This is a genomic window from Methanoculleus oceani (assembly GCF_023702065.1).
Lineage (GTDB): Archaea > Halobacteriota > Methanomicrobia > Methanomicrobiales > Methanoculleaceae > Methanoculleus > Methanoculleus oceani.
The window spans coordinates 936709-949973 of sequence record NZ_QFDM01000001.1; the positions used below are offsets into that span (position 1 = coordinate 936709).

Annotated in this window: 14 protein-coding genes and 1 tRNA gene; 3 read left to right on the forward strand and 12 right to left on the reverse strand. The window is 62.2% G+C overall.

All coding sequences use genetic code 11. The features are described 5' to 3' along the window. Positions 1-16: 16 nt before the first annotated feature. The 3 genes from nifB to DIC75_RS04875 all read right to left on the reverse strand — a co-directional run bounded on the left by nifB (position 17) and on the right by DIC75_RS04875 (position 4272). Positions 17-928: a nitrogenase cofactor biosynthesis protein NifB gene (nifB, locus tag DIC75_RS04865; RefSeq protein WP_250986868.1), complete on the reverse strand. Its 912-nt coding sequence runs from the start codon at positions 926-928 to the stop codon at positions 17-19. 62 nt (positions 929-990) lie between these two features. Continuing rightward, positions 991-2199, reverse strand: coding sequence for a hypothetical protein (locus tag DIC75_RS04870; protein ID WP_250986869.1), 1209 nt, complete (start codon positions 2197-2199; stop codon positions 991-993). An 81-nt stretch (positions 2200-2280) separates the two neighbouring features. Next, entirely contained in the window at positions 2281-4272 is a 1992-nt protein-coding gene (locus DIC75_RS04875) for a methyltransferase domain-containing protein (RefSeq protein ID WP_250986870.1), read from the reverse strand. 357 nt (positions 4273-4629) lie between these two features. Between DIC75_RS04875 and DIC75_RS04880 the strand changes: the two genes are divergently transcribed. After that, positions 4630-4806, forward strand: a complete 177-nt coding sequence (locus DIC75_RS04880) for a CxxC-x17-CxxC domain-containing protein (protein WP_250986871.1) — start codon at positions 4630-4632, stop codon at positions 4804-4806. Between the two features lie 42 nt (positions 4807-4848). Next, positions 4849-5025, forward strand: a complete 177-nt coding sequence (locus DIC75_RS04885) for a CxxC-x17-CxxC domain-containing protein (protein ID WP_250986872.1) — start codon at positions 4849-4851, stop codon at positions 5023-5025. Positions 5026-5130: 105 nt separating this feature from the next. Here DIC75_RS04885 and DIC75_RS04890 read toward each other — a convergent pair whose 3' ends face one another. Together DIC75_RS04890 and DIC75_RS04895 are read right to left on the reverse strand one after the other, a co-directional pair. Next, a complete protein-coding gene (locus tag DIC75_RS04890) occupies positions 5131-5898 on the reverse strand; it encodes an ABC transporter permease (protein ID WP_250986873.1) in 768 nt (255 codons plus the stop codon). Positions 5899-5901: 3 nt separating this feature from the next. Beyond that, positions 5902-6798: an ABC transporter ATP-binding protein gene (locus DIC75_RS04895; protein WP_250986874.1), complete on the reverse strand. Its 897-nt coding sequence runs from the start codon at positions 6796-6798 to the stop codon at positions 5902-5904. A gap of 241 nt (positions 6799-7039) precedes the next feature. On the opposite strand from DIC75_RS04895, the gene DIC75_RS04900 reads away from it, so the two are divergent. After that, complete coding sequence (locus DIC75_RS04900) at positions 7040-7459, forward strand: SET domain-containing protein (RefSeq protein WP_250986875.1); 420 nt, start codon at positions 7040-7042, stop codon at positions 7457-7459. A gap of 460 nt (positions 7460-7919) precedes the next feature. On the opposite strand, the gene DIC75_RS04905 is transcribed toward DIC75_RS04900, so the two are convergent. From DIC75_RS04905 to DIC75_RS04935, 7 genes are all read right to left on the reverse strand, one after another. Beyond that, positions 7920-8429 (reverse strand): hypothetical protein, encoded by a 510-nt coding sequence (locus DIC75_RS04905; protein ID WP_250986876.1) that lies wholly within the window; start codon positions 8427-8429, stop codon positions 7920-7922. A gap of 97 nt (positions 8430-8526) precedes the next feature. After that, positions 8527-8736, reverse strand: a complete 210-nt coding sequence (locus DIC75_RS04910; protein ID WP_250986877.1) for a TOBE domain-containing protein — start codon at positions 8734-8736, stop codon at positions 8527-8529. Positions 8737-9057: 321 nt separating this feature from the next. Further along, positions 9058-10077, reverse strand: a complete 1020-nt coding sequence (locus DIC75_RS04915) for a proline iminopeptidase-family hydrolase (protein WP_250986878.1) — start codon at positions 10075-10077, stop codon at positions 9058-9060. 192 nt (positions 10078-10269) lie between these two features. Further along, positions 10270-10343: transfer RNA gene (locus DIC75_RS04920), tRNA-Val, on the reverse strand. Positions 10344-10449: 106 nt separating this feature from the next. After that, on the reverse strand, positions 10450-10926 hold the full coding sequence (locus DIC75_RS04925) for an Ig-like domain-containing protein (RefSeq protein WP_250986879.1): 477 nt from the start codon (positions 10924-10926) through the stop codon (positions 10450-10452). A gap of 179 nt (positions 10927-11105) precedes the next feature. Then, the gene (gene mch / locus DIC75_RS04930) at positions 11106-12053 is read right to left on the reverse strand and encodes a methenyltetrahydromethanopterin cyclohydrolase (protein ID WP_250986880.1); all 948 of its coding nucleotides are present in this window, start codon (positions 12051-12053) and stop codon (positions 11106-11108) included. A 49-nt stretch (positions 12054-12102) separates the two neighbouring features. Further along, positions 12103-13239 (reverse strand): ORC1-type DNA replication protein, encoded by a 1137-nt coding sequence (locus DIC75_RS04935; protein WP_250986881.1) that lies wholly within the window; start codon positions 13237-13239, stop codon positions 12103-12105. Between the last annotated feature and the right edge of the window lie 26 nt (positions 13240-13265).

Below are 13265 nucleotides of genomic sequence, written 5' to 3' on the forward strand. Positions count from 1 at the left end.
GATAAAAAAGAGTCGATTATTCTGTCTTCTCATCCTTCATCTGCTGGTAGACGCAGGACTGCACGTCCTGGCCGAGTTTCCCGATCGCGTCCGCCCGGCAGCGTGCGCAGTGGCGCATCTGCTTGATGTATTGGGCGCACCGGTCCTGCATCTCCCGCTTATCCTTCTGGGTGGGCGGGGTTATCTCAGCGAATTTGTACTGCGGGATGAGCGGGATGACGTTGAAGGTGAACGCCCCCATCTCCCCGACTTTCTTTGCGATCTCGGGGATGTGCTCGTCGTTGATCCCGGGGATGTAGACGGTGTTTATCTTGACGAACATCTTCTTTGCAACCGCCATCTCGATCCCCTTCATCTGCTGGGAGAGGAGGAGTTCCGCCGCCTCGCGCCCGTGATACTTCTTCCCGCCGTACTCGACCCAGGAGTAGATCTTCTCCCCGATCGAAGGATCGACGGCGTTGAGCGTGACCGTGACGTTCCCGACATCGTACTTCGCCAGTTCCTCGATCGACTCGGGGAGCATGAGACCGTTCGTGCTGATGCACATGATCAGGTGCGGGAACTCCTCGTGGACCAGCCGCAGTGCCTCGAACGTCTCGGGGTTTGCGAGCGGTTCGCCCGGCCCCGCGATGCCGACCACCTTCACGTACGGGTACTCCCTGACGACGTTCCTGACGAGGTCGAGCGCCTCCTCCGGGGTGAGCACCCTGCTCGTCACACCCGGCCGGCTCTCGTTCACGCAGTCGAAGTCCCGTATGCAGTAGTTGCACTGGATGTTGCACTTCGGAGCGACGGGGACGTGGCACCGCCCGAAGGCGTGGCACGCTTTATCGGAGTAGCAGGGGTGCTCGCTGATCTTGCGCAGCTGCTCCGGATCGTAGGGAACCTCCCTGCCCTGGACCGTCGCGGTCCGATACTCGTCGGCCATATATTATGATCTATGCGCCAGAGGATATTATATACTGATGGGTACCGGCGAGCCGGCGCCGCTCACATGTATCCCGTTGGTCGATCGGTCGGTTCCGTGCGCACCTGGCCGCCGGGTTCCGGCCCGGATTTCCGGGGTGCGTCGTGGTCCCGGTCAAGGATGAGGCGGACATCGGGCAGGACGAGGTAGACCGGGAAGAAGCCGAAGAGGCTGTGGTATTCCGAGGTATACACTTTCATCCGCCGGTGGTCGCTCTGCATCTGCGTAAGATCCGCCATGAGGTCGGCGAGGTGCCCCGGGGTCGGGATCTCCTCCGGGGTTGTGGGGGATGCGGCGAGCCTGCGCAGGATCCCGTCCCGCCAGACATGGACCTTGTAGTCGCCCACCTGCAGGAAGAGTTCCCGGCTGTATGCCCCCTGCAGGTACCGGACGATGACGACCTGGGAGGCGAATATGAGAGCGAGCGGCAGGAGGTTCCATCCGAGGGCGAGGTCGACCGAGGCGAGGAACGTCGAGAGCGTCATTCCCGGGAGAAGCATCGCCGATATGGCGATGGCCCCGCTCGCGGCCGCGAGAGCGGCGACGAGGAGGACTACCCGCATCGTCGCCCGCCATCCGGCCCGGACCTTCTCCTGCATGCTCATCCGCATCACGTCGAGCGAGAGGAAAAAACTCTTCGTGTAAGGCCTGACGTACCAGATGCCGGTGTAGAAGAGGATGATCGCAAGGGACTGGAGCGTGATCAGTGCTGCCGTCTCCGGTTCGAAGAACCCCGCTACATAACCGCTGAAGAGTGCGAAGAAGACGTTGATACCGAATATCAGTCCGAATCCCGCGGCGAGGGGCTGACAGTTGATGAAGAAGGTGTCCCAGAACACCTTCCAGAACGTCCTCGCATCTCCGGCCACGAGAAAAGGAACCCGTCCCGGACCCCGGAGCGAGCTGAAAAACTCCCGGACTGCCTTCGTGTCCTGGAGGGTCGTCTTCAGGCCCCCGGTCGGGATCATCAGGATGAAGGGGTTTGCCATGTAGAGGATGAAACTCGCTGCGATCCAGTAGAGCATATACCGGGGGAGGAAGAGCAGGAAGATGAGGTTCGCGAGGACCGCGGCGAGGATGAAGAGCCCGGTGACGTGGAGCTGCCCGTCACAGGCGAGGAGGGCCGATTGCCGCTGCTCCTCACGTGCGATCTCGTCCTCCACGCCTCTTGCGAGCGCTCCGGCCTCCCGGGCGTATCTCACAAAGGCAGGGTCTCTCTCCGGCACCGCCATCTGCGGGAGACAGTGGTCTTTTGGGAATAAATGCATTCGCAAGAGCGGGACGTTTCCCGCTCCACTCAAAAAGTGGGCGGGTCAGGCCGTCTGCCGGGAGAGGTCGAACGGGAGAGGTTCCTTCCCGGTCTCCCGCCCACCGGTCTCCGGCTCCATCCCGAACCGGTCCTCCGCAGCTTTGAGGATCCGCCCGAGCATCTCGGCGTACGTCAGGCCCGCGTACTTCGCCATCTTTGCAAGGTGGCCGTCCCAGCACCACCCGGGGTTCGGGTTGACCTCGAGGAGTTTCGGGTTGCCGTGCTCGTCCAGGCGCCAGTCGAACCGGCAGTAGTCACGGCACTCCAGGCGCTTGAAGAGGGCGAGGCAGCACTGCACGATCATCTTCTCGGTCTCTTCGGGGAGATCCGCCGGCCTCGATACGATCTTCCAGTACGGCGAGTCCGGGAGCCACTTCGCTTCGTAGCCGCAGATCCGGGGGAGTTCCGGGGGCAGCGCGGAGTAGTCCTCCTCGATGATGGGAAGCACCGTGCAGTATCCCGACGGGTTTCCGATGATGCCGACGCTGATGTCCTTTCCCGGGAGGAACTCCTCGACGAGGAGCGAGCGGTCGTAGCCGAGCGTCGTCCGGAGCGTGCTGATGACGTCGGAGAGTTCCTCGATGGTATGGGCGATGCTCTTTTGCGTGATGCCGAACGAGGAGTCGCCTGCGTTCGGCTTGACGATCGCCGGGAGTTTCATCCCGACGTCGTAGGTGCGGTCGCCCGGGGTGATGAAGCAGGCGTCGGGCACCGGGATCCCCATCTCTTTCGCGACGCCGCGCACGAGCGACTTGTCGTAGCAGAACGCAAGCGACTGCGGTCCGGATCCCGTGTACGGGATCTCGAAGATCTCGAGAAGCGCCGGCACGTGGAGTTCTTTCCTCGGGTCGTTGTCGAACCCCTCGTCGCAGAGGTTGAAGACGTAGTCCACCTTTCCCTTCAGTTTCGGGAGGTCCTGGATCAGCGTGTCGTGTTTGCACAGGAAGGTGAACCGGTAGCCCTCCAGTTCCCGGAGGGCCGCCTTCATCTGGTCGATGGTGTAGAAGTCGTCGTCGTCGAAGGTGCAGGAGGGTTTCAGGGCATCGGGCCTGGCCGGGTCGCCGAGCATCACCGCGACGTGTTTTGCCCTCTCCCTGCCCCTCGCCTTTACCGGCGACCACTCCTTCCTGACGACCGCGGTGACGATGTGGCGGCGTTCCATCATGCCGAGGTCCTGGTTCCGCTGCGACTCCGTGGCAATCTCGTGGAAGGCGATGCCGGAGAAGCCCGCCTTCTCAAGGAGCCGCCGGAGCGCCTCGGGTGTGTAGAGGCGTTCGGCATAGAACTGGTCGGCCACGACGCCCTTCTCGACGTCGGTGATCACCTCCCGGGATATCAGGCGCTGCTCATCGAGCGAGAGGGACCTCTCGCGGCAGACGAACATCGCATCGTCGATCCACTCCCACGACCTCGCCTGGAAGTGCTCTTTCAAGTACTCGCCGTCGGCCACGTCCAGGAGCACCCGCCCCCAGGGCTTGAGGATGCGCCGGAGTTCGGTGAGGACCCGCAGGTCTTCTTCGACCGAATCGAAGTAACCGAAGCTGTTCCCGAGGACGAGGACGACATCGTAGGTGTCGGTGCGATACGGGAGGCGGCGTGCGTCTCCTTCGCGGAACCGGGCCGGGAGTCCCTCCTTCTTCGCGGTCGCCCGGGCCCGCTGGATCAGGTAATGCGACTGGTCGAGACCCTCGGCGTTGTAGCCCCTGCGCACGAGTTCGAGGGTGTGCCTTCCCTGGCCGCAGCAGAGATCGAGGATCTTCTCGTCGGGCTGGAGGTGCAGAACCCGGGCGATCCGGTCGATCTCACGCTCGGTGATCCGGGGGTCGTCAACGACGTCGCCGTCGGTCTTCAAGTAGAGGCGGTTGAAGATACCCCTCCACCAGTCGGATTTCACATGCTCTTCAAGGTTCGGGACCGGACCGATCGTCCTCCTGTCCCGGCGTTTTCCCTTGCGTCTGCTATCGGGGGGTTCGTCTGCGTGGATCTCGTCGGTCATGATGAGCCACTCCCCCTACTCCCGTCTCCGGGATAGAACCGGTGTTCTGTCGGGTTGCAAAAGAGATCGGTTATCGTGTGCCATAGTTGGATGATCATTCGGTAGGATAGTATCGATAAAAGCGTTGTGTCACGGTTCTCTTTGGCGGAGTAAACGGCCGCATTGCAGGGGAATTTCCCTCTCCGGGAGAGAGGGGCACGCACCGGGAGGACAGGGCCGCGCACTCTCCGGTGGATGGCAAAAGCCGGATAAGGCGAAGAGATCCGGGCAGGTTTTGCCGTCCCGGATCCGTGAGACGCACCTATATATGCAGGCAGGTAGTTGTGTATGTGCAGACTATCTGCATGGTTGAAGTAAATGGAAGAGAGATATCCGCGCAGGGGTCCCAGATCGTTCCAGGACCGTCCCCGCGAGTTCCACAAAGCAGTCTGTTCCGACTGCGGCAAAGAGTGCGAGATTCCTTTCAAGCCAACGGAGGGTCGGCCCGTCTACTGCCTCGACTGCCTCCCGAAGCACAGGAAACCCCGGTACTGAGTCGTCCGTGTGAGTATAATTCTCAAAGTGAGTGAAATTCCAATGGAAGAGAGATACCCGAGCAGGGGTCCCAGGTCGTTCCAGGACCGCCCCCGCGAGTTCCACAAGGCAGTCTGTTCCGACTGCGGCAAAGAGTGTGAAGTTCCTTTCAAGCCGACCGAGGGCAGGCCCGTCTACTGCCGTGACTGCCTCCCGAAGTACAGAAAACCCCGATTCTAACCTTTTTTTGCACGCACCCGTATGGTTTGCGGTTCCCCGTTCTCACCGCCCATAGCACCGGCGATCTGTCGTCTTCTGCCCGGCGAGCCGGTTCGCACCGGGCAGTCAGACGATAAGCCGCCTTCGCATCAGCCTGATGGCGAGTACGAAGAAGAAGACGGTCGCTACCGCGATCCAGGCGAGGTTGAGGATATTCGTCGGCGAAAACGCCGAGAGCGTGATCGCCCGGTTGATGCCGACGACGTGCGTGAGCGGGAGAGCGGCGAGGGCGAAGTACTGGATCGGCTGCGGGAGCAGGTCGAGGGGGAAGAACGTCCCCGAGAAGAGGAACATCGGGGTGATGAAGAGAAACGATGGGTAATTCAACGCGTCGATGCTCGGCGTGATCGCCGTGAAGCACATCGCGATGCTTGCAAAGAGGAGGCCGGCAAGGTACGCGAAGGGTATGAGGAGCAGGGACGACGGCATGGTCACGACGTTAAAGAGGAGGAGCACCGGGAGCATCAGCGTCGCGTAGATCATCCCCCGGGTGGCGCCCCAGAGCATCTCCCCGGCGATCACTTCGTCGATGCTGACCGGCGTTGCGATGATCGCATCGAACGTCTTCTGGTAGTACATCCGGACGAACGACGAGTAGGTGCACTCGAAGAAGGACGAGTACATCACCGATATTGAGACGAGGGCCGGTGCGATGAAGACGGGATAGGGTATCCCGTCGACCGCCTCGATGTAGGTCCCGAGACCGAACCCCAGGGCCAGGAGGTAGAGGACCGGCTCGACGAAAGGGGGGATGAAGTTTACCCGGTAGGTCCTGATGAAGGCGTCCCAGTTCCTCCGCCAGACGCTTTGCACCCTGCTGCTGATGTCGATCATCGCTCACTCCCGCAGGCTCCGGCCGGTCAGCCGCAGAAAGACGTCCTCGAGGGTTGCCGGGCGCACCGTCACCGCCGCCTCGTGCTGGCAGACCTCGAGCAGTTCGCGTGCCACGTCGTGGGGGCGATCCGTGAAGACCTGGATCACGTCGCCGGCAAGGTCATAGTTCACGCCAAGCCCGGTCAGGCAGGCGATTGCTTTCTCCGTCCGTTCGACCTCGACGATATCGCTCCCGGCATGCTCCCGGATGAGGTCTGCCGGGGCGCCCTCGACGAGGACCTTCCCGTTATCCATGATCACCAGCCGGTCGCAGAGGCGTTCCGCTTCGTCCAGGTAGTGCGTGGTGAGGACGAGGGTGTTTCCCTGCGCCTGGAGGTTCCGGAGTTTCTCCCAGATCAGGTGCCGTGCCTGCGGGTCGAGCCCGATGGTCGGCTCGTCGAGGATGAGCAGTTCGGGTGCGTTGATCAGGGCCCGGGCGATGATCAGCCGTCGTTTCATCCCGCCCGAGAGTTTCTCGATCAGGACGTCCCGTTTCTCATCGAGCTGCATGAACGCGAGGAGTTCTTCCGCCCGCCGCTCTGCCTCCCGTTTCGGGATCCCGAAGTAGCGGGCGTAGACCAGCAGGTTCCGGTAGGTTGAGAAGTCCGGGTCGAGGTTGGTCTCCTGCGGCACCACGCCGAGGCGGCTCTTGATCTCCCGCTGGTGGGTCTCCACGTCCATGTTAAAGACCTCCAGGGTGCCGCCGGTCTTTGGGGAGATGCACTGGATCATCTTCATGGTCGTCGTCTTTCCCGCCCCGTTCGGGCCGAGAAACCCAAAGACCTCCCCCTCTCTGACTCGGAAGGTGATGCGGTCGACCGCGACGAGGTCCTCGAACCGCTTCAAGAGGTCGCGTGCCACGATGATGTCTCCGATTGTTTGTTCCTCCTGATGGGTCAGTGGGGTCGTGCGTATACAACATTCTTTCGCTTGCTCCTCCCGCTCCGGGAGGGGCGGACCCCCTCCTCCGCGCAGGCGGCTTTGTGCTGTTTTTTTCCGGAGGATTGGGCCGGGATTTCGGCCCGGGCGAGCAGGAGGCCGTATCCTTTTTCCCCGGAGAGAGCCCACCTCTCTCATTCGCAGATGTGTGGAGAGCGATACCATGACCGATACTGCCGTGGAGACGGGCAGGGTCGTCTACCCTTCCGACACCGTATATGTCAGTTCATCGAAATGCCGTGGGCGGGGAGTCTTCGCCCGCAGGGATCTTTTTGCCGGCGAGGTGATCGAGGTCTGCCCGGTGATCGTGCTCGGCGGAGCGGACGAGCAGGAACTCCTTGATAAGACGCGCCTCTTCGACTACTACTTCGCATGGGGGGAGCTCGCCGCCGTGGCGCTCGGCTACGGGTCGCTCTACAACCACTCCTATCAAGCGAACGCGGACCATCTCTGCGACGTTCTCCGGGGCGAGATCCGCATCCTGGCCCACCGTACCATCCGGCGGGGCGAGGAGGTCACCATCAACTACGGCGGCCGGCCAGACTGCCCCGACCCCGTCTGGTTCGATGCGGCGGAGGAGTAACTCTTCTCCGCCTGCAAAACCCTTCTTCACCATCTCCGTGTTCGGACGGCACGCCCGGAGCCGCGACGGTTCGCTCTCCCGCCACCGTCCGGTTGAGATTGCTCTGTGAGGAGCCGCGGCGTTTACCGGTACCGGGAACCGGGGGTGGCGGCAGCGCCCCGGACCTCCCTGGCCGCTCCGGGGTGCGCGACCGGATCTCCAGTGGAAATCAAGGGGTTTGCGATAATCTCTCCAGATCGTAGAGATTCTCTCGATCGCCCGTAATGTCTGCCGACCCCTGTAACCGTCCTGACGGCCCTGCGGGCGGCTCAGAAATGCTCTTCAATTTGAAGAATTTTCAGGGATTCAAGGGCAATTTAGGGAGATCGCATCGGGTCATCAGGGGCGCGGGGGCATGACGGCGGGGATATTGCCCGGAACCTCCCGCGATCCCCCTGCAAAGGCCGTGCCGGCCGGTATTCTAGCGCCGGATGACCAGCTGCACCTGCTCCGTCCGCACGGTGCCCCCTCCGGTCGCCGTCACCGTGGCGTCCACGGTCGCGGTGGAGACGAGGGGCGGGAGGTCGGGCGCCACAACCTCGTACGTGAGCGGCGGGTAGGGCGGGGTGACCGTGCCGAGGTCATGGTTGTCGCGGTATACACCCCCGAGCGCCGTAGCGGAGACTTTTATCTGCACGGGTGCGGAAAAGCCGCTTTCGGGGTGCAGCCTGAGCGTGAACCTGACGGTATCGCCGGGCCGGGCCGTGGCGGTTGCGGGCGTGACGCTGATGGAGAACGAGCGTGCAGCGACCGGCACCGGGACTCCTGTCGTGACCGGCGTTCCCGGCGTTGCGGTCGGGGCCGGAGGCAGGGTAGGTTGTTTTGGAGGCGGTGCGCCCCGGTCCATGAGGAGGCCGTAGGCGATGGCGGTGCCGGTGAGCATGACGCAGATGAGGACCGCGATCAGCAGGGGGGGATATTCTCGTTCCATGGGTGCCGGTACTCCCTCGATGGGTATGCCTGCAGAACGGTTGCCGGCGTATTTAAGCGTTGCCGGCCTGCCCGGGATAAAAATGGGTGAGTGTTCTTCAGTCGGTGGCGACCATGACCTCGGTCGACTTGACCACGGCGTAGACTTTCTTGCCGACGGCAATCCCGAGGTTCTCCACGGACTTTTTCGTGATGACCGCGATGAGCTCGCCGCCGCCGTCCAGCTCGATGACGACCTCTGCGGTGACCATGCCCTCATTGAGAGCCTTGACTTTTCCGGGAAGTTGGTTTCTTGCACTTAACTTCATGATGCACCGCGACGGTAATCCGGCTCTCTGAGCCATATAGGTTTCGATGCCCGAAACCCCGGTGCGGTCGTGCGCATTCCTTCGCCTGTGCGGGAGTGCCGGCGTTTTTTTCCGGACGCAAAAAGTGGATTCGCCTGCCCCGGGTCAGTGTGCCGCATCGCTACTCGCACCTGACGGTGCTTCAACTCTGTTCCTTACGGAACGTCGCCATTCGCACCTAGGGTGCTCAAGCTCCGCCTGCCCTCGCACCTGACGGTGCTCAAGCTCCGGTTCTTACGAACCATCGCGCTGCGAACCGTCGCAACTCGCACCTGACGGTGCTCAAGCTCCGTTCCCTTCGGGAACCTCGCAACTCGAAAGCGCTTCGCGTTTTCTCAAGCGCATGAAATCCCGCACGGCCGCGAGGTAGGCATCGGTCTCTTCGAGGTGGTGCTCGTGCGAGGCGCCTTCGAAGACCGCCAGTTCCGACCCCGGCACCAGGCGCTGGAAGTGTGCCATGGTCGCAGGCGGCGCCTCGTCGTGCTCCCCGCAGGTGAAGAGCACCGGGACCGGGATCTCGGCGAGCCGGCCGGTGACGTTGAACGTCCTGAGGGTTCCCGTGCAGGTGAACTCGCTCGGCCCCCACATTCCGAGGTAGACCGGCAGGGAGATCTTCTCGAACGTCCGGTTCAGGCATTCGGGCCAGGGGTCCGTCCGGCAGACGTGCCGGGCGTAGTACGTCGCCATGGCTTCCTGGTACTCCGGCGAGTCGAAGTTCCCGGTTGCCTCAGCCTCGCGGACAACCTCCTGCATCTCGTCGGGGAAGGCCGCGAGGTGCGCCCGCTGGTCGGCCACCCACCGGTCGGCGTCCAGCAGCGGCGCGGAGAGGATCAGGCTCTCCACACCGTCGGATTTGTTGGAGAGCACGTACTCGACCGCGAGCGCCCCTCCCCAGGACTGCCCGAGGAGGTGCACCCGACGAAGTCCGAGTGCGTCCCGGACCTCGCCGACCTCCTTAACGTAGCGCTCCACCGTCCAGAGAGCGGGGTCGTCGGGCCGGTCGGAGTTCCCGCACCCGAGCTGGTCGTAGAAGACGACCGGCCTCTCGTCCGCGAGGGCCGCGAGCGGCTCGAGGTAGTCGTGCGTCGCCCCCGGCCCCCCGTGGAGGACCAGCAGGGGCGTTCCTGCGCTGTCGGCACCGACGATGCGGAACCAGACCCGGCCGCCGGTGACGTCGACGTAGCCCTCGTGGGTGTCGCCCTCGGTTTTGGTTATGGAGACGTTTGATCTGTCGGCCGTTCCGCCTGTCGTGGTGCAGAGTGCGAGCAGCACTGCTGCAACTGTGAGAAAGATGAGTAACATGAGATATCCCCGGGACCTGTTGCCTGGCATGGTTGAGCCCTGAATGCACGGCCGGAGGGGGCTGTCGGGCGCATCCGGCGGTGTATTCCTGGTGTGATGTTTGTTCGGGGATATTTTGAATATTATGAAATAGAATGGAAACTGCTCATACGAGGCTTGCAACACAATTAAAATCGCAGAAGACGGGATCGATGGGCCTGGCCGGATTCGAACCGGCGATCTTCGCCGTGTAAGGGCGACGTCATGACCAGCTAGACCACAAGCCCGGTTGCCTACATTTTTTTCTTTCGTATCCTATTTAATGTATTGTACCTGCGGATGCAGGGGTTTTTCCGCAGGATGCTCGAGAAACGGCGGAGTGTCGGGTGGCTCTCACTTCACCGCATAGGGTATCTGGAGCGTCACCTGCTTCGTGATCGCCGCGGTCCCGGTGCCTCCCGCACGTGATTTCGCCTCGTCGTAGGTGATCATCGCTCCTTCGGAGATCTCCGGGGGGATGGTGACGCTCATCATGACGACGTCGGGGGCCGGCGGATAGCCGATGCCGGGCGGGTGCAGGTTGTAGCCCACGGTAAAGGTCGTCTTTCCGTTGCTCTCCGTCGAGCGGGAGAAGGAGAACTCGCTGCCCTCCTTGACACTCGTCCCCGTGGTCTTCACGGAGTGGAACGAAACCGGCACGCCTGCCACCGGCTTTCCCGCACTGTCGATCACCGTCACCTCGAGCATCGCCGTGACGTGGACCGCCTCGCCCTCCGTCACTCCCCCGAGTTCGGTACATCCCGCAACGCCCGCCCCTGCGCCCAGCACGGCGCAAAGGCACACCAGCACCACGACGTATGATACTTCCATCAGAGTCCTCCCATCACCGTTCGACGAATAACTCCATTACACAGCACTCTAACGGCACCGTATATGATGGTTGCGAAATCACCCGGGAGAAACCCCCACGGTGTATTTCCCGTATCTTAAAAGCCCTGAACAGGATTCCCCGCACGCAGGGCGCGGGTGTGTGCGGAAAAAAGTTGTGGTTAGATGAACCCGAAGGACTTCAGCGTCACTTCGGGGTTGACGGCTCCCACGTGGTAGACCTTGCCCTCGGAGAGCTCGTTGATGACCACCTCGGCCGGCGAGAAGAGCGAGGTGTCGATCTGGTAGAAGTCGAAGTTGGCTTCCTTGAAGATCTCGTAGAACGGTTTTCCGTATCCCTTGGACTTGTTGCTCGGGATCCGATCCAGGTAGTCCTTGATCTCCGGGGCGTTCATCGTCAGCATGATGCTCCCGTGGTAGATCGTGGCGTCGTTGGTGCTGCCCATCGCCTTCGTGCCGTCCTTCTTGACGGGGGCGATCGGAGCGTGGCCGATACCTGCGCTGATCTTTCTCGTATCGAATCCGAGTTCGTTCAGCTTGTAGATCGCGGTCTCGACGCAGCGGCCCGCGACCTGGATCGAGCCGACGAGCGATGCCGTGGGGGCGACGACCGCGCAGGTGTTCGCGACGTCCACGTTGCAGGCCTCGGCGATGTTCTCCATCACCGCGGCGTTCGGGAGGTGGTCGCTCTCGAGGCAGATGACCGCGTAATCGAACTCATCCTCGTAGTCGATGACCTCGTAGGTGTGCTTGGGCTTCAAGGAGAGCGCCCGTGCGGGGCCGCTGCCCATGGCGAAGTACTTATTGACGTTGACCGTCCAGCCCGCCTTCTGGGCGCCGAGGCATGCAATGGATGGGAAATCGGTGCTGACCTCGATGAACGGGATCGGAACGTCCCGGATCCGGCCCATCGTGATGTCGACCTCGCCGAGCCCGCCCATGCAGATCTCGGTGAACCGTCTTCCCGTCAGGTACCCGCCGGTCGTGCTGACGCCGCAGTCAACGATGCGTGCCCCGTTGTCGAGCTCGTGCGGGACGGCATGGAACTCCTCGGCGTATTCGAAGAGTTCCTCAAAAATATCCAGAGCCAGTTCGTTCACGCTGAGCATGTGGAAAACCTCATCAGAATACAAACGGTGGGGGAATAGATAAGGATTATCAAATCGTCTGCCGCAGGTGTTCCAGCACGCGTCCGGGATCGTACCGGAGGCTGATCAGCCGGGTCCTCCCCCTTCCCTGGCGGTAGTGGAGGTTCAAGAGCCGCATCGCGTCAAACTTCTGGATTATCTCGTAATACTTGGTGTAACTGACTCCTTCCTGCTCTTTTACGAACCGGTAGACGTCGCCGGCGTTCATCTCCTGGTCGTCGCGGGCCGACATCTCCGCGATCCTCCCGAGCACCCCCCTCTCCTCGGCCTTGAGCGCCCGAAGCGAGAACGCAAGGTGCAGGTACCGCGAAACCTCGTATGCCTTGCAGACATCCTCTCGCTCGACGGAACGGCGTGCCTCCTTTTCGGCGTTCAGGGCTGCACGCTTGAGAAGGTCGATACCGACGCGGAGGTCGCCGCTCTTCATCGTCTGCTCCACCACGAGGTCCAGCGTCTCGGGCCGGATGACGTTCGGGTAGAGCCCCTGCAGGACCCGCTCCTCGAGGATGCCGTGCACCTCCTCCTCCGAGTAGGGGGGGAAGTAGATCTCGGTGGGCCGAAATACCGATGCCACCCGGGCGTCGACCTCGCTCTGCAGGGTGACGGACATGTCGCTGACGATGGCGACGACACCGATCCGGACGCCCGGATAGGCCTCGTGCGAGCGGAGCAGTGGATAGAGCACCTGGTTGATCTCGTTCTCGTAGAGAAGGTAGTTTGCGTCGTCGAGCGCCACAAGGAGCACCTGCTCCTCCCGCTGCAGGACCCGGGCTATGGCGTCGAAGACCTGCTTGAACGATGTGCCTGACGCCGGCGGCGGGTGTCCGGTGACCCGGCGGTAGATCTGCGAAAAGATGGCGAACTTGGTGTTGTCGATCTGGCAGTTGATGTAGACGGGGACGAGTTTCTTCGTGGTCTCCTCGATCTCGGCAAGGACCTTTTTGACGCTCGTCGTCTTCCCCGTCCCCGGGAGGCCCCGGCAGATGGTGTTGAGGGGTCGGGCCCCCCGCAGGCCCGGCCGGACCTGAAAAGCGAGTTCCCGGATCTGGGCGTCACGGTGGTTGAACTGCTCGGGAACGTAATCGATCTCGAAGACTTCAGGGTCCCGAAAAAGCGTCTCGTCCCACATGAGCAGGTTCTTCTTCATTATACAAACCTCGGATACAGTAGTAT